Here is a 25,724-nt window from a genome sequence, read left to right as displayed (position 1 = left end):
CAGGGCCCTTGGGCCCGGCCGGATCGTCCTGCGTGCGCGGCCGCGCCCTTCCCCCTCCACCCCTCTGTCCAACCCGAACGGTCCCAACCCCCAAGAGGTGACCCCATGACCGAACAGAACAACGCCCAATTCCACGCCTCCTCCTTCATGCAGGGGGCGAATGCCGAATATCTGGAGCAGCTCTACGCCCAATATGCCGGCGACCCGAGCGCGGTGGACGCCGCCTGGGCCGAGTTCTTCCGCGCGCTGGGCGATGCCGGGACGGACGTGCAGGCCGAGGCGCAGGGCCCCTCCTGGGCCCGCCCCGACTGGCCGCCGGTGCCGAACGACGACCTCACCGCCGCGCTCACCGGGGAATGGGCGCCGACCGAGGCGAAGGCCGCGGGCAAGAAGATCGCGGCCAAGGCCGCCGACGCCGGCGCGGTTGTCTCCGATGCGCAGATCAAGCGCGCGGTGCTCGATTCCGTGCGCGCGCTCATGCTGATCCGCGCCTATCGCATCCGTGGCCACCTCGTCGCCGACCTCGACCCGCTGGGGATGCGCGACCAGAACCCCCACCCCGAGCTCGACCCGAAATCCTACGGCTTCACCGAGGCCGACATGGACCGGCCGATCTTCATCGACAACGTCCTGGGCCTCCAGGTCGCCTCGATGCGCCAGATCGTCGAGATCGTGAAACGCACCTACTGCGGCACCTTCGCGCTGCAATACATGCATATCTCCGACCCCGAACAGGCCGGCTGGCTGAAAGAGCGTATCGAAGGATTCGACAAGGAAATCACCTTCACCCGCGAGGGCCGCAAGGCGATCCTGAACAAGATGGTTGAGGCAGAGGGCTTCGAAAAGTTCTGCCATGTGAAGTTCATGGGCACCAAGCGCTTCGGTCTCGACGGGGGCGAGGCGCTGATTCCCGCGATGGAGCAGATCATCAAGCGCGGCGGCGCGCTGGGGGTGCAGGAAATCATCATCGGGATGCCCCACCGCGGCCGGCTCAGCGTGCTGGCCAACGTGATGCAGAAGCCCTATCGCGCCATCTTCAACGAATTCCAGGGCGGCAGTTCCAAGCCCGAGGACGTCGACGGATCGGGCGACGTGAAATACCACCTCGGCGCCTCCTCGGACCGTGAATTCGACGGCAACAAGGTGCACCTCTCGCTGACCGCCAACCCGAGCCACCTCGAGGCAGTGAACCCCGTGGTGCTGGGCAAGGCCCGCGCCAAGCAGGACCAGCTGAACGACAGCGACCGCACCCGGGTTCTGCCGATCCTGCTGCACGGCGACGCCGCCTTTGCCGGCCAGGGCGTCGTGGCCGAGGGCTTCGGCCTCTCCGGCCTGCGCGGCCACCGCACCGGCGGGACGATGCACCTGATCGTCAACAACCAGATCGGCTTCACCACCGCGCCGCACTTCTCGCGCAGCTCGCCCTATCCGACCGACATCGCCCTCATGGTCGAGGCGCCGATCTTCCACGTCAACGGCGACGACCCCGAGGCCGTGGTCCACGCCGCCAAGGTGGCGACCGAATTCCGCCAGAAGTTCCACAAGGACGTGGTCATCGACATCTTCTGCTATCGCCGCTTCGGTCACAACGAAGGCGACGAGCCGATGTTCACCAACCCGATCATGTATAAGCGGATCAAGGGCCACAAGACGACCCTCAGCCTCTACACCGACCGGCTGGTGAAAGACGGCCTGATCCCCGAGGGCGAGATCGAGGACATGAAGGCCGCCTTCCAGGCCCGCCTGAACGAGGAATTCGAGGCCGCCAAGGACTATCGCCCCAACAAGGCCGACTGGCTGGACGGGCGCTGGAAGCATCTGGACAAGAACAAGGAAGAATACGTCCGCGGCGAAACCGCGATCACCAAGAAGACGTTGAAGGAAATCGGCCAGGCGCTGACCCGCGCGCCCGAGGGCTTCCCGCTGCACAAGACGGTGGAACGCCTGCTCGAGACCAAGAAAGAGATGTTCTCGACCGGCAAGGGGTTCGATTGGGCCACGGGCGAGGCGCTGGCCTTCGGCTCGCTCCTGACCGAAGGCTACCGCGTCCGCCTCGCCGGCCAGGACGCCACCCGTGGCACCTTCAGCCAGCGCCACTCGGGCCTGATCAACCAGGACACCGAAGAACGCTACTACCCGCTGAACCACGTCCGCGACGGCCAGGCCCATTACGAGGTCATCGACTCGATGCTCTCGGAATACGCGGTGCTCGGCTTCGAATACGGCTATTCGCTGGCCGAACCCAACGCGCTGGTGATGTGGGAGGCACAGTTCGGCGATTTCGCCAACGGCGCGCAGATCATGTTCGACCAGTTCATCAGCTCGGGCGAAAGCAAGTGGCTGCGCATGTCGGGCCTCGTCTGCCTGCTGCCCCATGGCTACGAAGGCCAGGGCCCGGAACACTCCTCCGCCCGGCTCGAACGCTTCCTGCAAATGTGCGGCCAGGACAACTGGATCGTCGCCAACTGCACGACTCCGGCCAACTACTTCCACATCTTGCGTCGCCAGATCCACCGCAGCTTCCGCAAGCCGCTCATCCTGATGACGCCCAAGTCGCTGCTGCGCCACAAGCTGGCAATTTCCGAGACAGAGGATTTCACCACCGGCTCCAGCTTCCACCGCGTCCTCTGGGACGACGCGCAGAAGGGCAATTCGGACACCAAGCTCAAGGCCGACGACAAGATCCGCCGCGTGGTGATGTGCTCGGGCAAGGTCTACTTCGACCTGCTCGAGGAACGCGACGCCCGCGGCATCGACGACGTCTACCTGCTGCGCATCGAACAGTTCTATCCCTTCCCGGCCATCAGCCTCGTGAAGGAACTGGAACGCTTCAAGGGCGCAGACATGGTCTGGTGCCAGGAAGAGCCCAAGAACCAGGGCGCGTGGAGCTTCATCGAACCCAATATCGAATGGGTGCTGAACCGCATCGGCGCCACGTCGCAACGCCCCCGCTACGTCGGCCGCGCGACCTCGGCCAGCCCGGCCACCGGCCTCGCGAGCCAGCACAAGACCCAGCAAGCGGCGCTCGTCGACGAAGCGCTGACCATTGAAGGAACCAACGCATGACCACCGAAGTCCGTGTGCCCACGCTGGGCGAATCCGTCACCGAAGCCACCGTCGCCACCTGGTTCAAGAAACCGGGAGACGCCGTCGCGGTCGACGAGATGCTCTGCGAGCTCGAGACCGACAAGGTCACGGTCGAGGTGCCCAGCCCCGCCGCCGGGGTGATGGGCGAGATCGTCGCCAAGGAAGGCGAGACCGTCGGCGTCAACGCCCTGCTGGCCACCATTTCCGCCTCGGGCGAAAAACCCGCCGCCAAATCCGAGGCCCCCAAGGCCGAGGCGCCCAAGGCCGACAAGCCGGCCGGCAAGGGCGGTTCCGGCGGCAAGGTCGATGTCATGGTCCCCACGCTTGGTGAATCCGTGACCGAGGCGACCGTCGCCACCTGGTTCAAGAAGGTCGGCGACAGCGTCGCCCAGGACGAGATGCTCTGCGAACTCGAAACCGACAAGGTCAGCGTCGAGGTCCCCAGCCCCGCCGCCGGCGTCCTGGCTGAAATCGTCGCCGCCGAGGGCAGCACGGTGCAGGCCAATGGCAAGCTCGCCGTGATCTCGGGCGAGGCCGGCGCCGCCGCCGCCGCCTCCGCCCCGGCCGAGGCACCCGCCGCGGCTCCGGCCCAGAAGGCGGGCGAGGATGCGCCGTCGGCCAAGAAGGCCATGGCCGAGGCCGGCCTTTCCGCCGATCAGGTCACCGGCACCGGCCGCGACGGGCGGATCATGAAGGAAGACGTCAAGTCCGCGATCGCCGCCACCCGCGCCGCCCCGACCCAGGCCGAGGCGCCCGCGATGCCGCGCGCCCCCGTCGCCGCCGATGACGCCGCGCGCGAGGAACGGGTCAAGATGACCCGGCTGCGTCAGACCATCGCCCGCCGCCTCAAGGACGCGCAGAACTCGGCCGCCATGCTGACCACCTACAACGAGGTGGACATGAAGGCGATCATGGACCTGCGCAACGAATACAAGGAGCTGTTCGAGAAGAAGCACGGCGTGAAGCTCGGCTTCATGTCCTTCTTCACCAAGGCCTGCTGCCACGCCCTGCAGGAAGTGCCCGAGGTCAACGCCGAAATCGACGGCACCGACATCGTCTACAAGAACTTCGTGCACATGGGCATCGCCACCGGCACGCCCACCGGCCTCGTCGTCCCCGTGGTGCGCGACGCCGACCGGATGAGCTTTGCCGACATCGAGAAGGCCATCGCCGAAAAGGGCGCCCGCGCCCGCGACGGCAAGCTCTCGATGGCCGAGATGCAGGGCGGCACCTTCACCATCTCCAACGGCGGCGTCTACGGCTCGCTGATGTCCTCGCCGATCCTGAACCCGCCGCAGTCGGGCATCCTCGGCATGCACAAGATCCAGGACCGCCCCGTCGTCGTCGGCGGCCAGATCGTCATCCGCCCGATGATGTATCTCGCCCTCAGCTACGACCACCGCATCGTCGACGGCAAGGGCGCGGTCACCTTCCTCGTCCGCGTCAAGGAAGCGCTGGAAGACCCGCGCCGTCTGCTGATGGATCTCTGAAACGGGCGGCGGGAAGAACCCGCCCTACATATGCGTAGGGCGGGGCCTGTCCCGCCGAACCGGAGGACCAAAACCATGCAACTGCTCATCGACTTCACCGCCACCGGCGCCGACTGGCAATCCGCCTTCGACGCCGATGCCGAAAACCGCTCGAACGCCGGGCTGACCCTGCTCCAGATGTGGCGCGGCGCCGATGACGCCAGCGCCATCACCTGCCTGTTCGAGGTCAACGACCGCGCCCGCGCCCAGGCCTGGCTCGACAAGGAAGCGGCGCTTGGCAGCGGCGCGCGCGCCCGGTTCCTCAAGACGGCGTGAGGGGCCCCGCAATGACCCTCCCGCGCCCCCGGCCCGCGCCATGACCGCCGAACTCACCGCGCTGGCGCTGGCCGGCCTGCTGCAAGTCGCCCAGTTCCTGCTCTATTCGATCCTCGCCAACCGCCAGGTCGGCAGCCGCTACGCGCTGGGGCCCCGCGACGAACCGCGCCAGCTCACCGGCTACGCCGGCCGCGCCCAGCGCGCGCTCAACAACCATTTCGAAGGGCTGATCCTCTTCACCCTGGCCGTCGTCGTCGTCACCCTCGGCGGCCAGTCCACCGCGCTCACCGCCGCCTGCGCCTGGGTTTACCTCGCCGCGCGCCTGCTCTACGTTCCGGCCTATCTGTTCGGCCTCTCGCCCTGGCGCTCCGCGGTCTGGACCGTCGGCCTCGCGGCGACGGTCCTCATGCTTCTGGCGGCGCTGACCTGATGCTTCTTCTCTTCAAAAATATTCCGGGGGAGTCGCCCGCAGGGCGGCGGGGGGCGGCGCCCCCTCCCCGACCAGACAAAGGAACCTGACCCATGGCCAACTATGACGTGATCATCATCGGCGCCGGTCCCGGCGGCTATGTCTGCGCGATCCGCTGCGCGCAGCTGGGCCTCAAGACCGCCTGCGTCGAAGGGCGCGAGACGCTGGGCGGCACCTGCCTGAACGTCGGCTGCATCCCGTCCAAGGCGCTGCTGCATGCCTCCCACATGCTGCACGAGGCCGAACACAACTTCGCCACCATGGGCCTCAAGGGCAAGGCGCCCAGCGTCGACTGGCCGCAGATGCTCGCCTACAAGGACGAGACCATCAGCCAGAACACCAAGGGCATCGAATTCCTGTTCAAGAAGAACAAGGTCGACTGGATCAAGGGCTGGGCCACCGTGCCCGAGGCCGGCAAGGTCAAGGTCGGCTACGAGGTGCACGAGGCGAAAACCATCGTCATCGCCACCGGCTCCGAACCCGCCTCGCTGCCCGGGGTCGAGGTGGACGAGAAAACCGTTGTCACCTCCACCGGCGCGCTGACGCTCGGCAAGGTGCCGAAGACCATGGTCGTCATCGGCGCCGGCGTGATCGGCCTGGAACTCGGCAGCGTCTATGCCCGCCTCGGCGCGCAGGTGACCGTCGTCGAATATCTCGACGCGATCACCCCCGGCATGGACGGCGAGGTGCAGAAGACCTTCCAGCGCATCCTCAAGAAGCAGGGCCTCTCCTTCGTCATGGGCGCGGCGGTGCAAAAGACCGAGGTCAGCCGCGGCAAGGCCAAGGTGACCTACAAGCTGAAAAAGGACGACAGCGAACACGTCCTCGACGCCGACACCGTGCTGGTCGCCACCGGGCGCAAGCCCTTCACCGACGGACTCGGCCTCGACAAGCTCGGGCTCGAGATGACCAAACGCGGCCAGATCGCCGTCGGCAAGGACTGGCAGACCAGCGTCAAGGGAATCTACGCCATCGGCGACGTGATCGAAGGCCCGATGCTGGCCCACAAGGCCGAGGACGAAGGCATGGCCGCGGCCGAACAGATCGCGGGCAAGCATGGCCACGTGAACTACGGCGTCATCCCCGGCGTGATCTACACCGCCCCCGAGGTCGCCAACGTCGGCGCCACCGAAGAGACGCTCAAGGCCGATGGCGTCAAATACAAGGTCGGCAAGTTCCCCTTCATGGGCAACGCCCGCGCCAAGGCGGTCTTCCAGGCCGAAGGCTTCGTCAAGATTCTCGCCGATGCCGAAACCGACCGCGTGCTCGGCTGCCATATCATCGGCCCCGGCGCGGGCGACCTGATCCACGAAATCTGCGTTGCGATGGAATTCGGCGCCTCGGCCGAGGATGTGGCGCTGACCTGCCACGCCCACCCAACCTATTCCGAGGCGGTGCGCGAGGCGGCGCTGGCCTGCGGCGACGGGGCGATTCACGCCTGATCCGCGATGCAGGGGTTCGATCTCGACGCCTGGCGGGCCCGTGTGGGCGCGGACATTTCCGCGCCCTCCGTGGCCGCGCTCTGCGCTCTGCAAGTGGCGCAGATGCGGGCGATCCCCTTCGAAACCTTCGACCCGTTTCTCGGCATCACGCCCGACCTCTCGGCGACCTTCGAAAAGCTGGTGCGCCGCCAGCGCGGTGGCTATTGTTTCGAGCTGAACGGCCTCTTCGCCGCCGCCCTCACCGCCCTTGGCTATGACCTCCGCCCGACGCTGGGCCGCGTCCGCAACGGCGCCCCCCAGGGCGGCGCGCGCACCCACCTCGTACTTCGCGTCACGCTGGAGGGTCGCGACTGGCTCGCCGACGCGGGCTTTGGCGGCCACAGCCCCCTCGCCCCGCTGGAAATCGGCCTCACCGGCCCGCAGGAGGCGCCCAACGGCACCTACCGGCTGGTGAGCGACCCGATCAGCGGCGAAACCGTGGTCGAGCGTCTGAACGGCGACAGCTGGGCTTCGCTCTACGGCTTCGACGACGCCTTCATGGGCGAGACCGAGCTGCAGGCCGCCAACTGGCTCTGCGCCAACTGGCCGATGACCGTCTTCCCCAACCACCTGATGCTCGCGGGCTACGACGGCGCCACCCGCATCGGCGTCTTCGACCGCATGGTCACGCTGCACGGCCCCGACACTCAGACCCGCGCGCCCCTGCCCGATTTCGCCGCCTTCGCCACGCTGGTCCGCGACCGCCTGAACCTCGCCATCGGCGACGACATCCTGCGCCCCGCCTGGGCGCGGATCGAAGCGGCGCCACAATGACCCGCAAGGCGCTGATCTGGGTGCTTCTGGCCGGCTGGGCGCTGGCCTATGCCGCCTCCGTCGCGGCCTTCCTCAGCATCGAAAGCGCGGGCGACGGCTTCACCCGCGGCCTGAACCGGCTGATGGCCTTCTTCGGCTGGCAGATCGTCGCGGGCGCCTTTGCCTCCGCCGTCTGGCTGGCCGGGCGCAACCAGGACCACGCGCCGCTGCGCCGCTGGCTGGTGCGCCTGCCCGCGCTGGTGGCCGGCCTGCTGGTGATCCTCGTGATCGTCATCATCGCGCTGGCCCGGCTCTCTCACCCGGACCCCGCGCCGCCACAACCGACGCGCATCACCCTGCCGCCGGTCAACGGCTGATCACCACATCGTCTGCGCCGCCCGCGCCGGCCAGGCCTGATCGTAGGCGTCGCCGTCGATGCCGCCATTCGTCATCTCGGTCAGGATCTGCCCCGAGGTCGGCAGCCCCTCGGGCGGTTGCACGTCGCCCCAGGTGCCCGACCGCAGCAGCGCCCGGGCGCACTGGCTGTAGATCTCGGCTATGGCGATCACGATCACCGTCGTCGGCAGCCGCCCCTTCTTCTCGAACAGCCGGCGCAAAGCCTCATCCGTGCTCAGCCGCGCGGTGCCGTTCACCCGCATCACATTGGCCGATCCCGGCACCATGAACATCAGCGACACCCGCCCGTCCCGCACGATATTGCGCAGCGAATCCAGCCTGTTGTTGCCATGCCAGTCCGGCATCGCCAGCGTTCCCGGATCCAGCTCTGCCACCACCGGCCCCTCGTCGCCGCGCGGGCTGCCGTCGGTGCCCTCGGGCCCGACCGTCGACAGCACGCAAAGCCGCGATTCCATGATCCACCGCCGATAGGCCGGCGTCATCCGCCGGGCGACCTTGACCAGCGCCGCCTGGGGCGGCGTGCCATACAGCGCTTCCAGCGAGGCGATATCCTCAACGTAGGCGCTCTGGGTCAAATCCGGCCTCCTTCATCAGCATGTCCGACCGGGTCTCGATCCGCGATTCAAGCTCGGCCATGAAGGCCGCGCGCGCCATTCCCGGCGGCATCGGGTCCAGGAACTCCACCACCGCCAGCCCCGGCTTGCGCAGGATGCCTTTGCGCGGCCAGAACAGCCCCACATTGGTCGCCGCCGGATAACATGGCTCGGCCAGCGCCTCGTACAGCACCGCCGTCCCTGCCTTGTAGGGCAGCTTGGCGCCCGGCGCGACACGGGTGCCCTGCGGATAGATCACCAGCTGGCCGGGATCGGTGAATTCCTTCGCCACGTCCTTCACCATCTTCGCAATCGCCGCGCCCTTCCGGCCCCGGTCCACCGGAATGCAGCCGACCCGCTTGGCATACAGCCCGATGATCGGCGTCCACATCAGCTCTTTCTTCATGATGAACTTTGCGCGCGGCACGGTCTGGAAGATCAGCAGGATATCCAGGAACGACTGGTGCTTGGCCGCGACGATCACCTCGCCCTCCGGCACCGGCCCCCGCACCTCGGTGCGCAGCCCGATCATCCAGCGCGCGTTCCACCGCGTCCAGACGCAGAAGCTCTTGCAGGCCATGAAGGCCGCCTCGCGCGTGAACAGCGCGAAGGGGGCAAAGACGATGCCCAGAACCAGCATCCCGGCATAGATCGTCACGATGAAGATCAGCGACCGGATCCATTGAAACGCATAGGCCATCAGCTCAGCTCTCCAAGACGGCGGCGCGCCGCATACCAGGTGGCCGCAAAGGCCACCAGCGCCCCCAGCGGCGGGATCAGCAGCGGCACCAGCCAGCCGGCGCCCTGAAAGCCGAGACCGGTCAGGAACCCGCCCTCGTCCGAGGCTTCGGGCAGCAGCGCCACCCCCAGCATCCCCGCCGCCATGCCGACGCCCGCGCCGATCAGCGCGCGCAGGGTAAAGCGGCGCACGAAGGCCTGCGCGATATAACGGTCGCGCGCGCCCACCAGCCGCAGCACCTCGATCACCTGCGCATTGGCCGCCAGAGCCGCATTGGCCGCCAGCGTGATCATCGCCGCCGTCGCGCCCCCGATCAGCAGGACCGAGATCACCGCCAGCCGCCGCAGGCTGTTGGCGGCCTCGACCAGAGGCCGCCGCCACCGCGTGTGATCGTCCAGGATCGCGCCCGGCACCTCGGCCGACAGGCGCAGCCGCAGCCCCGCGGCATCGTATCCATCAGCATCGCCGATCACCTCGATCAGCTGCGGCACCGGCAGCGCCTCGATCGGCACATCCGCCCCGAACCAGGGCGCCAGCAGCGCCGCCTGTTCCTCGCTCGTCAGCGCACGGGCGCTGGCCACACCCGGCGTCTGGGCCAGGATCGCCAGCGCGGCGGCGGTCTGCGCCGCACGCTGGTCGGCCGGCGCGCTGATGCGCAGCGTCGCGCTGCGCGCCAGCTCCTCGGCCCAGCGATCCGCCAGCCGCCCCGACGCCAGCGAAAGCGCCAGCGCAAAGACCGCCAGAAAGGCCATCGCCCCCGCCGCGAACAGCGTCAGATGCGCCGTCGCGCCCGAGGGCGGCACCACCCGTGCGGCCTGCGCATCGCCCATCAGCAGCGTGCGGATCGTCCCCGCGCTCACAGGTCCGCCCCCGCCAGCTGCAACCGGTGGTTGGAAATCCGCAGCACCCGCGCCTGCACCTGGCTCTTGGCCGCGCGGATCAGCGCCAGATCGTGGCTCGCCACCAGCACCGCCTTGCCCATCCTGTTCAGCTCGATCAGCAGGGTCAGCAGCCGCTGCGACATCTCCCAGTCGACGTTGCCGGTCGGCTCGTCCGCGATGATCACATCGGGCGACATGATGACCGCGCGCGCCAGCGCCGCCCGCTGCCGCTCCCCGCCCGACAGCTCCGGCGGCAGCGCATCGGCCCGGCCGGCCAGCCCCACCCATTGCATCAGCTCGGAAAGGTTCTCACCCTCCGCCGCCACGTCGCGGCCCGAAACGGTCAGCGGCAGCGCGATGTTCTCGCGCAGGGGCAGATGGTCCAGAAACCGGCAGTCCTGATGCACCACGCCGATCCGCCGCCGCATCAGCGCCATCTGGTCGCGGTCCAGCGCCCGCAGGTCGGCATCGAACAGCGTCACCTGCCCCCGCGTCGGCATCAGCGCGCCATAGCACAGCTTCAGCAGCGTGGTCTTGCCCGCGCCCGAAGGGCCGGTCAGGAAATGGAACGAACCGGGGTTCAGCCGCATGCTGACGTCGCTCAGCAGATCGCCGCCGCCATAGCTGTATCCCACATTGTCGAGAGTGATCACGCCTGCACCTGCTTTCGTCCGACCTTTTGCCGAAGAACGCGCTGTGGTTCAACGCGCATTTGCAACGCCGGCGCGCTCAGTTGCGGCTCCCGGCGAAAGTCACTTTTCGCGGCAGCGACATTTGCTTAAGGTGTCCCGAAAAAGAACACACAGGCAGTTTACCATAGCAGGAGTGCCCGATGCGTATCACATGCCCGAATTGCGGCGCGCAGTACGAGGTCCCCGACGAGGTGATCCCGGCCGACGGGCGGGACGTCCAGTGTTCGAACTGCGGCGACACTTGGTTTCAGGCGCATCCCGACTATCCGCTGGACGAGCCTGAACCCGAAGCAGCGCCCGAGCCGCCGCCTCCTCCCCCGCCGCCACCGCCGCCGCGGCCGGACCCCGCGCCGCCGCGCCCCGAGACCCGCGCCCCGACGCCGCGCCAGATCGACCCCGATGTCGCCGAGATCCTGCGCGAAGAGGCCGCCCACGAAAGCCGCCTGCGCGCGCGCGAGGGCGAAACGCTGGAAAGCCAGGGCGACCTCGGCCTCGACTCGCTGCCGCCCTCCGAGCCTTCGAACGCCGGGCGCGAGGCGCGCGACCGCATGGCCCGCCTGCGCGGCGAGACGCCGCCCCCCGCCCCCGACCGGCCCCGCAGCCGCCTTTTGCCCGATGTGGAAGAGATCAACTCGACGCTCACCGCCAGCGACAAGCCCGCGCCGCAGCCCGCGCCCGAACAGGCCAAGGTCGACTTCCCGGTCGCCGCACCGCCCCGGCGCAGCGGCTTCATGCGCGGCTTCAGCCTCGTCCTCGTGCTCGCCGCGCTGCTGGTGGTGGTCTACCTCCAGGCCGACGCGATTGCCAAGGCGGTGCCGGCAACCGCGCCGGCGCTGCAAAGCTATGTCGAAACAGTGAATGCCGCGCGGCTCTGGATCGACTCCAAGCTCGCCGCCTACGTCCCGCGCTAGACCTCAGAACCGGTCGAGCAGGCGCCTCAGGTAGTCCAGCTCGACCTGCGGGCGCGAGGTGTCGCCGCTGCGCCGGCGGATCTCGTCCAGCAGTTCCCGCGCCCGGCGATAGACATCCTCGCCCTGCAACAGGCTCTCTTCCGTGCCGATCGACCCGTTCGATCCCGCATCGCGGCCCAGCGGGTCACGGTTGCGCGCCCGCTGCGAGCCCTCGGCCGTGCCCTGCCCCGGCTGCTGCTGTTCCTGCGCCATCGCCTCGCCCAGCGCCCGCATCCCCTCGCGCAGCGCTTCCATGGCCTCGGACTGGTTGTCGATGGCCCCGGCCAGATCGTCCTGCCGCAGCGATTGCTCGGCATCGTCCATCGCCCGCCCGGCGCGGCCCAGCGCATCGCGCGCGGCGTCGCCCTCGGGCGTGCCGGCACCCGGCAGACTGCCCTGTTGGCGGTCCAGCTCGCGGCGCAGCGCCTGCTGGCGGTCGGCCAGCGACCCTTGCAGGTCCTGCCCCTCGCCGCCGCCCTGCTGGCCCTCGCCGTCATTCTGCGCCTGGCCCTCGCCCCGGCCGCCCTGGCCCTCGTGGCTCTGCCCCCGGCCCTGACCGCCGTTGCGGCCCTCGTTGCCCTGGTTCTGGCCCGCGTTCGCGCCCGGATTGAACTGTTCCTGCAGATCGCGGAAGGCGTCGTCCGACAGGCCCTGCTGGTTGCGCAGCGTCTCGGCCAGCCCCTCCATCGCCTGCTGCCCCTGGGACTGGCCACCGCCCTGCCCCTGGGTCACGCGCATGTTCTCCATCAGCTGCTGCAGCTCTTCCAGCGCCTGCTGCGCCTCGGCCATCCGGCCCTGCTCCATCAACTCCTGAATGCGGTCCATCATCTTCTGCAGATCGTTCTGCGTCATCTGCATCGAATTCGGGTCGCTGCCCGAATTCGGCTGGTCCGCCCCATTCTGGTTTTCGTTCTGCGCCTGCCGCGACAGCTGACGGATGTAATCGTCGCTCGCCCTGCGCAGCTCCTGCATCAGCTCGGCGATCTCCTGATCCGAGGCGCCGTTCTTCATCGCCTCGGTCAGCCGCTCCTGCGCCCGCCGCAACCGCTCCAGCGCGTCCGACAGGTCGCCATCCTCCAGCAGCACCGCCAGATCCCACAGCGCCTTGGCCATCTCGGTCTGATGCTCGGCCTGCAACCCATCGCGCGACAGCGCATCCAGCCGCCGCAGGATCACCCGCATCCGCAGATAGGCGGTTTCCGACCGGAAGATATCCTCGGGCTTGTAGCTCACCGCGCGCAGCATCTGCGACACGCGCCGCGCATTGTCCCGCGACCACAGCAGATCGCGGCGCTGTTCGATTACCGCCGCCGCCAGCGGATCGAAGAACCGCCGCCCCGGCAGCGTCGCCGAATAGACCTCGCTCTGCCCGCTTTGCCCCGCCGCGTCCTGCACGCTCAGGGTATAGGTCACCGGCATATTGGCCCAGGGGTGCTCCGAGAAATCCTCGATCAGCTTCTCGGTGAACTCCGCCCGGTCGCCCGCAATCGGCATCGGCAGCGGCACGCTGATCGCCTCGCGCGCATCCGGCTCGGCCGTCAGCCCATAGCGCCGGTCGACCGCGCCCAGATCCAGCGCGATCACCGCCGTGCCGCCCACCACACCATAATCGTCGCTCGCCGTGAAGGGCAGCGTCATCGTGCCCATCGCCTCGGCCTCGGGCGGCCCCGCGACCCCGACCGTAGGCGGCGCATCGGCCACGACGGAGACCTTCCAGGTCTTGCCGCCCGGCCCGTCGATGCGCAGTTCGCCGTCCTGCACCACAGTGAATTCCTGCGCCACGTCCGAGGCGGGGGGCAGCGCGCCGACCCGGCCCGACACCGTCTCGGCCAGCGTCAGCGCGCCGACCTCGCCATAGAACCGCAGCGTGATCTTGCTGCCCTGCGCGATGTCCAGCCGGTCGCCCTGAATATCCGCCAGATAGATCGTCGGCTTGCCGGTATAGCGCGGCGGCTCGATCCAGCCCTCCCAGGTCGGCCCGCTTGCCGCCTGCGCTGAACCGGGAGTCATCTCGGCCACCGTGCCAACCCGCCAGACCGACCCGAAGATGATCGCCACCGCCAGCGCCAGCGTCGCGATATGGCGCAGCGCGAAGGGATCGGCGCGCGACAGCCGCACGTTCGGCCGCACCGGCCGGGCATTGGCCGCCCGCGCCGCCATCCGCGCCTGATGCGCGCGCCAGACGGCGGCCGAGGCCGCATCGCTCTCGCCGATCACCTGCCGGTCCATCAGCGCCTGGATCGGCCGCCCCGGCAGAGTCTCGTCCAGCCGCGCCAGCGCCTCGGCGCGCGTCGGCCAGTGGAATGTGCGAATGCCCCAGATCAGCGTCCCGAAAAGGCCCAGCGCCACCAGAACGCCGCCGCCCCAGACCACCTCGACCGACACCATATCGTGCAGGCCCAGCATCAGCACGGCCAGCGCCAGCATGATCACGGTCATCAACGGCCAGAACGCCCGCAGCACCTGCTCGGCCACCATCCCGGCGCGGGTCAGCGCCAGCGGCAGGCGCAGGGCGCGCAGCGCGGGATCAGGGCCGGGGGATGGGGCCATACGGGTCTCCTTGTGGTCCGGCGCTGAGGCGCGCTAGAGCCACGAGGGTATAGTATCGCGATTTATCATTTCGTCAAAGGTCGGCCGTCGGCGGATAACCGCGAATTGATCGCCGTTCACCAGCACCTCGGGCACCAGCGGACGGGCGTTGTATTCGCTCGCCATCGCCGCGCCATAGGCCCCCGCGCTGCGGAAGGCGACCAGATCGCCCGCCGCCACCGGCGGAAGGTCGCGGCCCCGGGCAAAGGTGTCGCCCGTCTCGCAGACCGGCCCCACCACGTCGAACGGCCGCTGCTCGGTCCCCGGCGCGGGTTCGACAACCGGGATGATGTCGTGATGGGCGTCATACATCGCCGGGCGGATCAGGTCGTTCATCGCCGCATCGAGGATCAGGAAATCCCGACCCTCGCCCGACTTCACATAGATCACCGAAGACACCAGCAGCCCGGCATTCCCCGCGATCAGCCGCCCCGGCTCGATCTCGATCTCGCAGCCCAGATGCCCCAGCGTCCGCTGGATCATCGCGCCATAGTCCGTCGGCAGCGGCGGCGCGACGTTCGACCGGGTATAGGGAATGCCCAGACCGCCCCCCAGATCCAGCCGCTCGATCACATGCCCGTCCGCGCGCAGCGCCTCGGTCAGCTCGGCCACCTTGGCATAGGCCTGCTCGAAGGGCGCAAGCTCGGTCAGCTGGCTGCCGATATGCACGTCGATGCCCACCACCTTCAGCCCCGGCAGCCGGGCGGCGTGGGCATAGACTGCGCGCGCCCGCGCGATCGGGATGCCGAACTTGTTCTCGGACTTGCCGGTCGCGATCTTGGCATGGGTCTTCGCATCGACATCCGGGTTCACCCGGATGGTGATCGGCGCGACGGTGCCCAGCGACAGGGCCACCGCGTTCAGCACCTCCATCTCGGGCTCGGATTCGACGTTGAACTGGCGAATCCCGCCGCTCAGCGCCGTGCGCATCTCCTCTGCGGTCTTGCCGACGCCCGAAAAGACGATCCGCTCGCCCGGCACGCCGGCGGCGCGGGCGCGCAGGTATTCGCCCTGGCTCACCACGTCCATCCCAGCCCCGGCGTCGCCCAGCGTCTTGACAATGGCGACATTGCCCGCCGCCTTCATCGCATAGCAGACCAGATGCGGCACGCCCGCCAGCGCCTCGTCGAACAGGCGGTAATGGCGCAGCAGGGTGGCGGTCGAATAAACATAGAACGGCGTGCCAACCGCCGCGGCAATCTCGGCGACGGGCACGTCCTCGGCGTAGAGCGCGCCGTCGCGATAGAGAAAGTGATCCATTCCGCGCATTTACGGCGGAATCGGCGCGCAATCAACACCGCGCACGCGCGCCCCGGCCAAGCGCCGTTTTCCGGCACGGAAAACGTCCAAAATCCTTGCCGGATTTCGGCTCCGCCCTCAGCGTTTGTGCCGCGCCTTCGCCGCCTTCACGCGGGCCTTGCGGTCCTCCAGCTTCTTCCGGCTCGCCTCGGCCACCCGGTCGAAGACCGGCAGGAAGGCCGGGTTCAGGATGCCACGCCGATGCGACAGCTGGTACAGCGTGTGGAACGGATTGTCGTTGCACTCGATGATCACCGGCCCCTCGGGCGAAATCGCCACGTCCCAGCCGATCACGCCGAACTCCGGGAACAGCGCATGCGCCCGGATCGCCGCCTCGCGCGCCGCCTGCCAGTGCGGCACCGCAAAGCCCTCGAAGGCGCGGCCCGACACAGGATGCACCGCGATATCGCGCGACTTCAGCCCGGTGCCGGTGCGTGCCGGCCCGACCTGCCCCGTCGCCACGTCCAGCGGCGCGATCATGCTGCCGTCCTGCCAGAAATTGTCGCTCATCGCCTCGGGCGAGGGGATCTTCCACAACGCATAGAGCACATCCGGCCCCGCCCCGTCGCGCACCGTGACGATACGGATCGACCCGACCGCGCGGCCCGTCATCGCCTCCATCTCGGGATGCTGGCGCAGCGCCGTCTGGAACACATAGCCTCCGGCGTAATCAGCGAAGATCTCCTTGCAGAACCCCTCCAGCGACACCTTCCGCCCGTTGCCCAGCACCAGACTGTCACCCTCGATCCGCTCCAGCAGCACCGACCCGTAGCTGCCGCTGAACACGGTCGGCTTGCCGAACAGCGGAAACCGCGCCTCCTCACGCAGGAAGCGGGCCAGTTCCTCGGGCGTCCCCGGGTTCGGCAGCGTTCCATACTGCCGCAGGTTCGACACCACCGCCTGCGTCTCGGTCGTGCCGATGCCCAGCTGGCGGATCAGCGCGGTGAACATCACCTTGTTCGCCACAAAGTCGATCAACGTCACCAATTCGTCCGGCGACAGGCGGCCGTTCAGCCGCTGGTTGCCCTTCAGCCCGACATAGGCCCGCTTCTCATCGGGGCTCATCGCCGGATCGTAAAGCCCGGCGGCGTAATACTCGGGCCCCGCCACCCGGCCGGGGCCGAAATGCAACCGCGTCATCTCGCCCAGCTGCCTGAACGGGCTGACCCCGAAGGTGCGGGCGACCTCGACGATCAGCGAGGCCGGCGGCGGCGCCGGGCGCGCGGGCACAGCCAGAAGCGCCTTGTCCTCCATCGTGGCGGTGGTCATGTCCGGTCTCCTTCAGCCAGGTCAGGGTCTGGAAATCCGGGTAACAGGCAAAAATGGCGGGAATTGGGCGCGATTGTTTCTGAAATCCCGCAAATGCTGCGGTCACCGACCGTTCAGGCCGGCCCTCAGAAACCGACCGTCAGCCCGACCCGCCCGGTGTTCAGCCCGACCGCCCCGCCCGCATGGGCGCCGGAACTGCCGATGCCCACCCGCGCCGCCATCGTCGGCTGGACCGGCTCGCCGTCGGCGCCGCATCCGGCCAGCAGGATCAGAAGAAGCGCCACACGTTTCATGCCAGCCTCGCTTTCCACCTGTCGATCTGGGCGCGGACCTGCTCGGGCGCGGTCCCGCCATAGGACATGCGCGAGTTTACCGAATTCTCGACGCCGAGAACAGCAAAGACATCCTGCGTGATGCCCGCATGAACGCCCTGCATCTCGGCCAGGCTCAGGTCCGGCAGATCACAGCCCTTCTTCTCGGCCAGCGCCACCAGGCTGCCCGTCACATGGTGGGCCTCGCGGAACGGCAGGTTCAGCACCCGCACCAGCCAGTCGGCCAGGTCCGTCGCGGTCGAGAACCCGCTGCCCGCCGCCGCCGCCAGATTGTCGCGCCGTGCGGTCATGTCGGCCACCATCCCGGTCATCGCCGCCAGCGCCAGCATCCAGTTGTCGGCGGCGTCGAACACCTGCTCCTTGTCCTCCTGCATGTCCTTCGAATAGGTCAGCGGCAGGCCCTTCATCACCATCATCAGCGCCACGTTGGCCCCGAAGATGCGCCCCACCTTGGCGCGGATCAGCTCGGCCGCATCCGGGTTCTTCTTTTGCGGCATGATCGACGACCCGGTCGAAAACCGGTCGGACAGCGCGACGAACCGGAACTGCGCCGAAGACCAGATCACCAGCTCCTCGGCAAAACGCGACAGGTGCATCGCGCTGATCGAGGCGACCGACAGGAACTCCAGCGCAAAGTCACGGTCGCTCACCGCATCCAGCGAATTGGCGCAGGGCGCATCGAACCCCAGCGCGGCGGCGGTCATGTGCCGGTCGATCGGAAACGACGTCCCCGCCAGCGCAGCCGCGCCCAGCGGACTTTCGTTCATCCGCTTGCGCGCATCGCGCACGCGCGACAGATCGCGGCCGAACATCTCGACATAGGCCATCATGTGATGGCCCCAGGTCACCGGCTGCGCGGTCTGCAGATGGGTAAAGCCCGGCATCACCCAATCGGCCCCCGCCTCGGCCTGCGTCAGAAGGGCGCGGATCAGCGCCAGCAGCCCGCCCTCGGCCGCGTCAAACTGGTCGCGCACCCACAGACGGAAGTCGGTCGCCACCTGATCGTTGCGCGACCGCGCCGTGTGCAGCCGCCCCGCGGGCTCTCCGATGATCTCCTTCAGCCGGGATTCCACATTCATATGAATGTCTTCCAGCGCGGTCGAGAAAACAAAGCTGCCGCCCTCGATTTCTGACAACACCGTGAGCAGACCTTCCCGGATCGCCTCGGCATCGCTATCGCTAACAATGCCCTGCGCCGCCAGCATGGCGGCATGGGCCCGCGAACCGGCGATATCCTGCCCGGCCAGTCGCTTGTCAAACCCGATCGAGGCATTTATCGCCTCCATGATGGCATCGGGTCCCGCGGCGAAGCGGCCACCCCACATCTGGTTGGCGGTCTTGTCTGTCATTCTTGCAGCCCTTGGAGAAATCATGCGTCCCGTTCGTTCCCTGATCCTTTATATGGCCCTGCTGTTGTCTGCAAACGCCGCCGCCGCCACCGACATCGCCGCGCTCGAGGCGCTGCGCGACGGCGACATGAAGAAACTCAGCTTCCACGCCGAACCGCAGCCCGCCTCCACCGCCGAATTCCAGCTCGCCGACGATGCCGGCACCGCCACATTGGCGGATTTCCGCGGCAAGGTGATCCTGCTCAACTTCTGGGCCACATGGTGCGCCCCCTGCCGCAAGGAAATGCCCGCCCTCCAGGCCCTGCAGACCGAACTCGGCGGCGATCGCTTCCAGGTGCTGACGCTGGCCACCGGGCGTAACTCGCCGGACGGCATCAGGAAATTCTTCGCCGAGATCGGCGTCACCGACCTGCCCCGGCATCAGGATCCCAAACAGGCCGTCGCGCGCGAGATGGGCGTGCTGGGCCTGCCCGTCAGCGTCCTGATCGATGCCGAGGGCAACGAGATCGCGCGCCTGATCGGCGACGCCGACTGGAATTCGGACAGCGCCAAAGAAATCATTCGGAGACTGACCGGAGATATGGCAGATTGAGGCGGTATTTCGTCTCTCCTGTACTGGTCCGGTCCGAACGGGAGTAAAATGCCCTGCAGTTATGTCATATTTCCTGACCTGAACGCGGCCAAGATCGTCTACTCTGGCTTCCCGCGCGCACGCGATGCCGTCGAGATGTTCGACCGGCTCGAGATCGACCCCCGATACCATCGTACTCTGGACGAAATCGTGTATCTCGAAGACATCAAATGGCTCACATTCGACCCTGAGGTCATTGATAACATCAGCGAACTGGTCAGCGGCCTTTTCCTGATGCACAACCGCGCCAAACGCATCGCCATCGTGGCCGACAGCGAACCGGGCCGCTCCATTGCCCGGCGGTTCATCCGCGTGATGTCGCGAAATCCCGACATCCGGGTGGCGCTTTTTGGCGAACCGCTCGCGGCGTTGCACTTTCTGGGGCAGACCGACCCGCGGCTTCTGGAAAAATCCGCACCCCGCCTGGCGGAAACGCAAAGACTGCTTTGACAATTTCCTGAACTGCGAGCAACGTCGCCGTTAACCGTGAGCAACATCGCCCGCGGAGGGTTCTCGTGCCGCCGCATACTCTTTTCATCATGATCCTCTGCGGAATTGCCGCAATTGCCATCGGGATATACCTGCAGGTCAGGTCGATCCCCGTGACCCTGACCGAGGACAGCGCCCGCACCGCCTGGGAAAGCCACTTCCCCGAGGAGCCCGCCCGCGCCGTCACCCTCGCCGCCAGCGGCCACTTCGCCCTGCTCGAAACCGCCGCCGGCTTCGGCCTGGTCTGGGCCTTCGGACGCGACATCGGGGCCCGCCCCCTGCTCGGCGCGCAGGCCTCCAACATCCGGCAGGGCCTGCACATCCGCTTCCCCGACATCAAGGCCCCTGCCGTGCGGCTCGCGCTCTCCCAGGACGAACGCGCCGCCTGGCGGCTGCGGGCGGGGATCTGACGTCCTCCGCCTTTGGCAAAAAGCACGCCCTGTGATAGAATTGGCGTATTGAACTGCGCCTATTTCATTTCATCGGGGGAATATCATGCGAATTACCACGCTCTGCCTCGCCTGCGTCGCCACGCTTGCCGCCACCATCCTTCACGCGGAAAACTTCAAACGCATCAATTCCGAGGCCGATTTCCGCGCGCTGGTCGTCGACAGGAAACTGACTGCGGGCAAGGACTGGATGACCGTCAAATCCGACGGCACCACCGTCGGGCGGATCTTCGAGCAGAAATTCAACGCCGCCTGGGTCTGGCAGAACCGGATGTATTGCCGAAATGCGGTCATGGGCAAACGGCAGCTCGGCACCGATTGCCAGGTCGTTCGGATCGCCGGAAAGTCGGTGGAGTTCATCCGCGAATACGGCAAGGGCAAAAGCGGCGTGATGCAGCTGCCCTAAACCGCCAGGCCGGTCAGGCCAATTCGGAAGTCCTCGCAGGAATCCGGACAGGTTCCCTGCCGGAAAACGCCGTGCTACCCCAGCCGCGCCACCTCGGCATGGCGGTGGCAGGTCGTGACATGGTCGTTCACCATGCCGACCGCCTCCATGAAGGCATAGACGATCGTCGGCCCGCAGAACCGGAACCCCGCGCGCTTCAGGTCCTTCGAAATCTGCTCCGACAGCGCCGTGGAGGTCGGCACCTCACCGCGATTCGCCCAGGCGTTCTGGATCGGCTTGCCACCCACCCGGTCCCACAGGAACTGGTCGAACCCGCCCGCCGCCTCGATCCCTTGCCAGGCCCGCGCATTGGTGATCGTCGCCTCGATCTTGCCGCGGTGCCGGATGATCCCCGGATCGCCCAGCAGCCGCGCCACCTCGGCCTCGCCCCATCCTGCCACGACGTTCGGGTCGAAGCCGGCAAACGCCGCCCGGAAATTGTCGCGCTTTTTAAGGATCGTGATCCAGCTCAGCCCGGCCTGAAACCCGTCCAGGATCAGCTTTTCCCACAACGCCCGGCTGTCGTATTCGGGCACGCCCCACTCCGTGTCATGATAAGCCACATAAATCGGGTCCTCCCCCGCCCAGTCGCAGCGTTGCATCCCCGATCTCCTTCAGCCCGGCCAAGTTTCATCAAAACACCGGAAAAGCCGAAGGTTAAACCCGGATTCATCTCTCTCGGTCAAACCAGGCGCCAGCGGCCAGACCCCGGAGGCGCCATGCGCATTTTGCAAAGACGTTCGCGCGGCCCTGTGCCCGAGGGCGAGGAAAGCCCCCTCGCCGCGGCCGCGAAAGGTCGTGATGATGCCCTTATCGACACCCTCGCCGCAGCGATCCGCCATGGCGAAACGGCGCTCGCCTTCCAGCCGGTGTTCCGCGCCCAGCCGCCCCATGACGCGCTCTTTCAAGAAGGGTTCATCCGCATTTTCGACGCCACCGGCCGAATCCTCCCGCTGCGCGACGCCCTGCCGCTGATCGAGGATACGGAACTCGGCCGCACGCTCGACCGTCAGGCGCTCGACATCGGCCTGCGCACCCTTGCGCGCCACCCCCGCCTGCGGCTCTCGATCAACCTCTCCGCACGTTCCATCGGCTACCGGCCCTGGCTCGACCTGCTCGAATCCTCCCTCGCACAGGCCCCGCGCCTCGGCGAACGGCTGATGCTCGAAATCGGCGAGGCTTCGGCCGCCGCCCTCCCCGAGTTGGTGATCGATCTGATGGACCGGCTGCAGATCCACGGCGTCGCCTTCGCGCTCGACAATTTCGGCAGCGGCCAGACCAGTTTCCGCCAGTTCCGCGAATTCTTCTTCGACGCCGTCAAGATCGACGCCCAGTTCGTGCACGGCGTCGCCCGCTCCTCGGGCAATCAGGCCGTGGTCAAGGCGCTGGTCGCGGTGGCGCGCGAATTCGACATGATGGTGATCGCCAATGCCATCGAACGGGTCGAGGATGCCGAATTTCTCGTCCGCGCCGGGGTCGAATGCCTGCAGGGCCACCTCTTCGCCGCCCCCACCCTGCGCCCGGACTGGGCCGTCGCCGAAGACGCCCGCCGCCCCGCCTGACCCTGCGGCACGCCAGCCGGTTGCCGCACGACCGCCGATCCGTTATTGATCGGGGCGGGATGAACGGAAGCCGACCGCGACGTGCGAGGTAGAACGGCGCTCCGGTCCCTGCAGAGGAAAATGCAACCATGACCAACGTAGTAATCGCATCGGCCGCGCGTACCGGCGTCGGGAGCTTTGGCGGCTCCTTCGCCAACACCCCGGCACACGACCTCGGCGCCGCCGTCCTGACGGCCCTCGTCGAACGCGCCGGCATCGACAAGAGCGAGGTCAGCGAGACCATCCTCGGCCAGGTGCTGACAGCAGCCCAGGGCCAGAACCCGGCCCGCCAGGCGCATATCAACGCCGGCCTGCCCAAGGAAAGCGCCGCCTGGAGCATCAACCAGGTCTGCGGCTCGGGCCTGCGCGCCGTCGCGCTCGCCGCCCAGCACATCCAGCTCGGCGATGCCGAGATCGTTGCCGCCGGCGGCCAGGAAAACATGTCGATGAGCCCGCATGCGCAGAACCTGCGCAACGGTCAGAAGATGGGCGACATGTCCTTCATCGACACGATGATCCGCGACGGCCTCTGGGACGCCTTCAACGGCTATCACATGGGCCAGACCGCCGAGAACGTCGCGCAGCAGTGGCAGATCAGCCGCGAGGCGCAGGACGAATTCGCCGTCGCCAGCCAGAACAAGGCCGAAGCCGCCCAGAAGGCCGGCAAGTTCGCCGACGAGATCATCCCCTTCACCATCAAGACCCGCAAGGGCGAGACGGTGATGGACAGCGACGAATACATCCGTCACGGCGCCACGCTCGACGCGATGGCGAAACTGCGCCCGGCCTTCACCAAGGACGGCTCGGTGACCGCCGCCAATGCCTCGGGCATCAACGACGGCGCCGCCGGCGTCCTGCTGATGAGCGCGGCCGAGGCGGAAAAGCGCGGCATCACCCCGCTCGCCCGCATCGCCTCCTACGCCACCGCCGGGCTCGACCCGTCGATCATGGGCGTCGGCCCGATCTACGCCAGCCGCAAGGCGCTGGCCAAGGCCGGCTGGAAGCCCGAGGATCTGGATCTGGTCGAGGCCAACGAAGCCTTCGCCGCCCAGGCCTGCGCGGTCAACAAGGACATGGGCTGGGATCCGTCCATCGTCAACGTGAACGGCGGCGCCATCGCCATCGGCCACCCCATCGGCGCCTCGGGCGCACGCATCCTCAACACCCTGCTGTTCGAGATGCAGCGCCGCGGCGCCAAGAAGGGCCTCGCCACGCTCTGCATCGGCGGCGGGATGGGCGTGGCGATGTGTGTCGAACGGCCGTAACAACCGGCCGGACGGAAAGGCGCCTTCGGGCGCCTTTTTTTGTGCCATGCCAAAGATTTATGCCCCATGCCCCTTTGATCGGCACCGTGGCGTGAATTTTCATCACGCAAGATTGTTGCGTATCTCAAGGCTGACGGGTAACAGAGTTACAACGGAATTCCTGAAGGAGGAGACATGACCATGGCCAGAACTGCACTTGTGACCGGGGGCTCGCGCGGAATCGGCGCGGCGATTTCCAGGGCGCTCAAGGCCGCCGGATATACCGTCGCCGCGACCTATGCGGGCAACGACGAAGCCGCGGCGAAATTTACCGAAGAAACCGGCATCAAGACCTACAAGTGGAACGCGGCCGATTACGACGCCTCCAAGGAAGGCATCGCCAAGGTCGAAGCCGACATCGGCCCCATCGACGTGGTGGTCGCCAACGCCGGCATCACCCGCGACGCGCCCTTCCACAAGATGACCCCGCAGCAGTGGCACGAGGTGATCGACACCAACCTCACCGGCGTCTTCAACACCGTGCACCCGGTCTGGTCCGGGATGCGCGAGCGCAAGTTCGGCCGCGTCATCGTGATCTCCTCGATCAACGGCCAGAAGGGCCAGTTCGCCCAGGTCAATTATGCCGCCACCAAGGCCGGCGACATCGGCATCGTGCGCAGCCTCGCCCAGGAAGGCGCGCGGTTCGGCATCACCGCCAACGCGGTCTGCCCGGGATATATCGCCACCGACATGGTGATGGCGGTCCCGGAAAAGGTGCGCGAATCGATCATCGCGCAAATCCCGGCCGGCCGTCTGGGCGAGCCGGAAGAGATCGCGCGCTGCGTGGTCTTCCTCGCCTCCGACGACGCCGGTTTCATCAACGGCTCGACCATCTCGGCCAACGGCGCGCAGTTCTTCGGCTGAACACGCTCCACGAATACAAAAGGCCGGTTCCTGCGAACCGGCCTTTCTGTTTGCCCTGCGCGGCGCTCAGCGGCGGCCGAACAGCCAGGCCAGGGCGCTGCGGATCGCCCGGCCCCGTTCCACATGGGCGCGGACATAGGCATCGGCGGTGACGGTCGTGGTGGCAATCTCGATCATCGGGGGATTTCCTTGGATCAGCAAAACTGGACTGACCCCAATATCATCCTTGACAGTTCCCCGCACAAACGAGACTTTCCCGGCATTCACACAAGAATAACTTGACCGTCCATGTCCGCCGCCCTGCCTCCGCTGACTGCCCTGCGCGCCTTCGATGCGGCCGCGCGGCACATGTCTTTCGCCAAGGCCGCGGACGAGCTGCACGTGACCCCCGCCGCGCTCTCCTTCCAGATCAAGTCGCTGGAAGAGCATCTGGGCCAACCGCTGTTCCGCCGCCTTAACCGCGCCGTCGAACTCACCGAGGCCGGCCGCGCCCTCGCCCCCGGCACCGCCGAGGGCTTCCGCGCCCTGAACGCCGCCTGGGCCGCCGCGCGGCGGCTGCACGACACCACCACGCTGACCGTCACCGCCGGCCCCGCCTTCACCGCGAAATGGATGGCCCCGCGACTCTACGAATTTGCCCGCGCTCATCCAGAGGTTGAGCTGCGCTTCTCCGCCAGCCTGCGTATCATGGACGTCGACCGCGACGATATCGACGTCGCGATCCGCTTTGGCTACGGCCCCGATTCCGGCCTCTATTCGCTGCCGCTCGCCAACGAATGGCTGACCCCGGTGATGACTCCCGAACTGGCCGAGCGCTATCCGACCCCCGACAGCCTGCGCGCCGCGCCGCTGATCTTTGACGACTCGATCGCCTTCCTCGACCCGCCCTGCGACTGGCCCGTCTGGTTCCGCGCCGTGGGCATCGACCACAGCCCCACCCAAGGCGCGCATTTCAGCCAGGCCGACCACGCTGTCGATGCCGCCATGGCGGGCGCCGGCGTGGTGCTGGGCCGCCGCGCGCTGGTCATCAAGGACATCCACGAAGGCCGCCTCGTCGCACCCTACGGCGTCGCCATCTCCACCCGCGCGCAGTTCCGCTTCATCTGCGCCCAGGGCAGCGAGAACCGTCCCCAGATCCGCGCCTTCCGCGACTGGATCCTCGCCGAAATCGCCAAGACCGCCAGCGTCACCGAAGGCCTCACCATCATCCCCGTCGAAGAAGTGCCCGCCCCATGA

General features: G+C 67.5%; 26 protein-coding genes. 16 read left to right on the top strand and 10 right to left on the bottom strand.

Annotated features, from left to right (window positions below; genetic code table 11):
• Window positions 1-105 precede the first annotated feature (105 nt).
• From ACFO5X_RS21465 to ACFO5X_RS21435, 7 genes are all read left to right on the top strand, one after another.
• Entirely contained in the window at window positions 106-3,066 is a 2,961-nt protein-coding gene (locus ACFO5X_RS21465) for a 2-oxoglutarate dehydrogenase E1 component (RefSeq protein WP_380721198.1), read from the top strand.
• Window positions 3,063-4,577, top strand: coding sequence for a 2-oxoglutarate dehydrogenase complex dihydrolipoyllysine-residue succinyltransferase (gene odhB, locus ACFO5X_RS21460; RefSeq protein ID WP_380721195.1), 1,515 nt, complete (start codon window positions 3,063-3,065; stop codon window positions 4,575-4,577). Before ACFO5X_RS21465 ends, odhB begins: the two co-directional genes overlap by 4 nt.
• 75 nt (window positions 4,578-4,652) lie before the next feature.
• Window positions 4,653-4,892, top strand: coding sequence for a hypothetical protein (locus ACFO5X_RS21455; protein ID WP_380721192.1), 240 nt, complete (start codon window positions 4,653-4,655; stop codon window positions 4,890-4,892).
• Window positions 4,893-4,932: 40 nt separating this feature from the next.
• Window positions 4,933-5,322: an MAPEG family protein gene (locus ACFO5X_RS21450; protein WP_380721189.1), complete on the top strand. Its 390-nt coding sequence runs from the start codon at window positions 4,933-4,935 to the stop codon at window positions 5,320-5,322.
• A 92-nt stretch (window positions 5,323-5,414) separates the two neighbouring features.
• Window positions 5,415-6,803 (top strand): dihydrolipoyl dehydrogenase, encoded by a 1,389-nt coding sequence (lpdA, locus tag ACFO5X_RS21445; RefSeq protein WP_380721186.1) that lies wholly within the window; start codon window positions 5,415-5,417, stop codon window positions 6,801-6,803.
• Window positions 6,804-6,809: 6 nt separating this feature from the next.
• On the top strand, window positions 6,810-7,616 hold the full coding sequence (locus tag ACFO5X_RS21440) for an arylamine N-acetyltransferase family protein (protein WP_380721183.1): 807 nt from the start codon (window positions 6,810-6,812) through the stop codon (window positions 7,614-7,616).
• Window positions 7,613-7,972, top strand: a complete 360-nt coding sequence (locus tag ACFO5X_RS21435) for a hypothetical protein (protein ID WP_380721180.1) — start codon at window positions 7,613-7,615, stop codon at window positions 7,970-7,972. The genes ACFO5X_RS21440 and ACFO5X_RS21435 overlap by 4 nt, the downstream gene beginning before the upstream one ends.
• Here the strand turns inward: ACFO5X_RS21435 and ACFO5X_RS21430 are convergent, their stop codons facing one another.
• Genes ACFO5X_RS21430 through ACFO5X_RS21415 form a run of 4 tightly spaced genes read right to left on the bottom strand, consistent with a single transcriptional unit; the run spans window position 7,973 to window position 10,878 of the window.
• Window positions 7,973-8,587, bottom strand: coding sequence for a pyridoxamine 5'-phosphate oxidase family protein (locus tag ACFO5X_RS21430; RefSeq protein ID WP_380721177.1), 615 nt, complete (start codon window positions 8,585-8,587; stop codon window positions 7,973-7,975).
• Window positions 8,565-9,305: a lysophospholipid acyltransferase family protein gene (locus tag ACFO5X_RS21425; protein WP_380721174.1), complete on the bottom strand. Its 741-nt coding sequence runs from the start codon at window positions 9,303-9,305 to the stop codon at window positions 8,565-8,567. Before ACFO5X_RS21425 ends, ACFO5X_RS21430 begins: the two co-directional genes overlap by 23 nt.
• Window positions 9,305-10,204, bottom strand: coding sequence for a cell division protein FtsX (locus tag ACFO5X_RS21420; protein WP_380721171.1), 900 nt, complete (start codon window positions 10,202-10,204; stop codon window positions 9,305-9,307). Before ACFO5X_RS21420 ends, ACFO5X_RS21425 begins: the two co-directional genes overlap by 1 nt.
• Window positions 10,201-10,878, bottom strand: a complete 678-nt coding sequence (locus ACFO5X_RS21415) for a cell division ATP-binding protein FtsE (RefSeq protein ID WP_380721168.1) — start codon at window positions 10,876-10,878, stop codon at window positions 10,201-10,203. The genes ACFO5X_RS21420 and ACFO5X_RS21415 overlap by 4 nt, the downstream gene beginning before the upstream one ends.
• A 179-nt stretch (window positions 10,879-11,057) precedes the next feature.
• Here ACFO5X_RS21415 and ACFO5X_RS21410 point away from each other — a divergent pair, with 179 nt between their 5' ends.
• Window positions 11,058-11,828 carry a zinc-ribbon domain-containing protein gene (locus ACFO5X_RS21410; protein WP_380721165.1) on the top strand — a complete coding sequence of 257 codons (771 nt, stop codon included), beginning with the start codon at window positions 11,058-11,060 and terminating at the stop codon, window positions 11,826-11,828.
• A 3-nt stretch (window positions 11,829-11,831) separates the two neighbouring features.
• Here ACFO5X_RS21410 and ACFO5X_RS21405 read toward each other — a convergent pair whose 3' ends face one another.
• The 5 genes from ACFO5X_RS21405 to argH form a co-directional block, all read right to left on the bottom strand.
• Window positions 11,832-14,417 (bottom strand): TIGR02302 family protein, encoded by a 2,586-nt coding sequence (locus ACFO5X_RS21405; protein WP_380721162.1) that lies wholly within the window; start codon window positions 14,415-14,417, stop codon window positions 11,832-11,834.
• A gap of 33 nt (window positions 14,418-14,450) precedes the next feature.
• Window positions 14,451-15,716 (bottom strand): diaminopimelate decarboxylase, encoded by a 1,266-nt coding sequence (gene lysA, locus ACFO5X_RS21400; RefSeq protein ID WP_380721159.1) that lies wholly within the window; start codon window positions 15,714-15,716, stop codon window positions 14,451-14,453.
• Between the two features lie 117 nt (window positions 15,717-15,833).
• Window positions 15,834-17,024, bottom strand: a complete 1,191-nt coding sequence (locus ACFO5X_RS21395; RefSeq protein WP_380721156.1) for a sugar-transfer associated ATP-grasp domain-containing protein — start codon at window positions 17,022-17,024, stop codon at window positions 15,834-15,836.
• A gap of 125 nt (window positions 17,025-17,149) precedes the next feature.
• The gene (locus ACFO5X_RS21390) at window positions 17,150-17,317 is read right to left on the bottom strand and encodes an argininosuccinate lyase (RefSeq protein WP_380721154.1); all 168 of its coding nucleotides are present in this window, start codon (window positions 17,315-17,317) and stop codon (window positions 17,150-17,152) included.
• Window positions 17,314-18,705: an argininosuccinate lyase gene (gene argH, locus ACFO5X_RS21385; RefSeq protein ID WP_380721151.1), complete on the bottom strand. Its 1,392-nt coding sequence runs from the start codon at window positions 18,703-18,705 to the stop codon at window positions 17,314-17,316. Before argH ends, ACFO5X_RS21390 begins: the two co-directional genes overlap by 4 nt.
• Before the next feature lie 22 nt (window positions 18,706-18,727).
• On the opposite strand from argH, the gene ACFO5X_RS21380 reads away from it, so the two are divergent.
• The 4 genes from ACFO5X_RS21380 to ACFO5X_RS21365 all read left to right on the top strand — a co-directional run bounded on the left by ACFO5X_RS21380 (window position 18,728) and on the right by ACFO5X_RS21365 (window position 20,680).
• Window positions 18,728-19,297 (top strand): TlpA family protein disulfide reductase, encoded by a 570-nt coding sequence (locus ACFO5X_RS21380; RefSeq protein ID WP_380721149.1) that lies wholly within the window; start codon window positions 18,728-18,730, stop codon window positions 19,295-19,297.
• A gap of 135 nt (window positions 19,298-19,432) precedes the next feature.
• On the top strand, window positions 19,433-19,786 hold the full coding sequence (locus ACFO5X_RS21375; protein WP_380721146.1) for a hypothetical protein: 354 nt from the start codon (window positions 19,433-19,435) through the stop codon (window positions 19,784-19,786).
• 65 nt (window positions 19,787-19,851) lie between these two features.
• Window positions 19,852-20,235, top strand: a complete 384-nt coding sequence (locus ACFO5X_RS21370; RefSeq protein ID WP_380721143.1) for a hypothetical protein — start codon at window positions 19,852-19,854, stop codon at window positions 20,233-20,235.
• An 85-nt stretch (window positions 20,236-20,320) separates the two neighbouring features.
• A complete protein-coding gene (locus ACFO5X_RS21365; protein ID WP_380721141.1) occupies window positions 20,321-20,680 on the top strand; it encodes a hypothetical protein in 360 nt (119 codons plus the stop codon).
• Between the two features lie 74 nt (window positions 20,681-20,754).
• Here ACFO5X_RS21365 and ACFO5X_RS21360 read toward each other — a convergent pair whose 3' ends face one another.
• Window positions 20,755-21,321 (bottom strand): DNA-3-methyladenine glycosylase I, encoded by a 567-nt coding sequence (locus ACFO5X_RS21360; RefSeq protein ID WP_380721138.1) that lies wholly within the window; start codon window positions 21,319-21,321, stop codon window positions 20,755-20,757.
• Window positions 21,322-21,438: 117 nt separating this feature from the next.
• Between ACFO5X_RS21360 and ACFO5X_RS21355 the strand changes: the two genes are divergently transcribed.
• The 4 genes from ACFO5X_RS21355 (at window position 21,439) to ACFO5X_RS21340 (ending at window position 25,724) form a co-directional block, all read left to right on the top strand.
• On the top strand, window positions 21,439-22,281 hold the full coding sequence (locus tag ACFO5X_RS21355) for an EAL domain-containing protein (protein WP_380721135.1): 843 nt from the start codon (window positions 21,439-21,441) through the stop codon (window positions 22,279-22,281).
• A gap of 128 nt (window positions 22,282-22,409) precedes the next feature.
• Window positions 22,410-23,585: an acetyl-CoA C-acetyltransferase gene (locus ACFO5X_RS21350; RefSeq protein ID WP_380721132.1), complete on the top strand. Its 1,176-nt coding sequence runs from the start codon at window positions 22,410-22,412 to the stop codon at window positions 23,583-23,585.
• Window positions 23,586-23,765: 180 nt separating this feature from the next.
• Window positions 23,766-24,488, top strand: coding sequence for an acetoacetyl-CoA reductase (gene phbB / locus ACFO5X_RS21345; RefSeq protein WP_380721129.1), 723 nt, complete (start codon window positions 23,766-23,768; stop codon window positions 24,486-24,488).
• 288 nt (window positions 24,489-24,776) lie between these two features.
• Entirely contained in the window at window positions 24,777-25,724 is a 948-nt protein-coding gene (locus ACFO5X_RS21340; RefSeq protein ID WP_380721126.1) for a transcriptional regulator GcvA, read from the top strand.

Origin of the sequence: Seohaeicola nanhaiensis, from assembly GCF_042654245.1 — a bacterium.
Lineage (GTDB): Bacteria > Pseudomonadota > Alphaproteobacteria > Rhodobacterales > Rhodobacteraceae > Seohaeicola_A > Seohaeicola_A nanhaiensis.
This window is presented reverse-complemented; position numbering and strand designations above follow the sequence as displayed.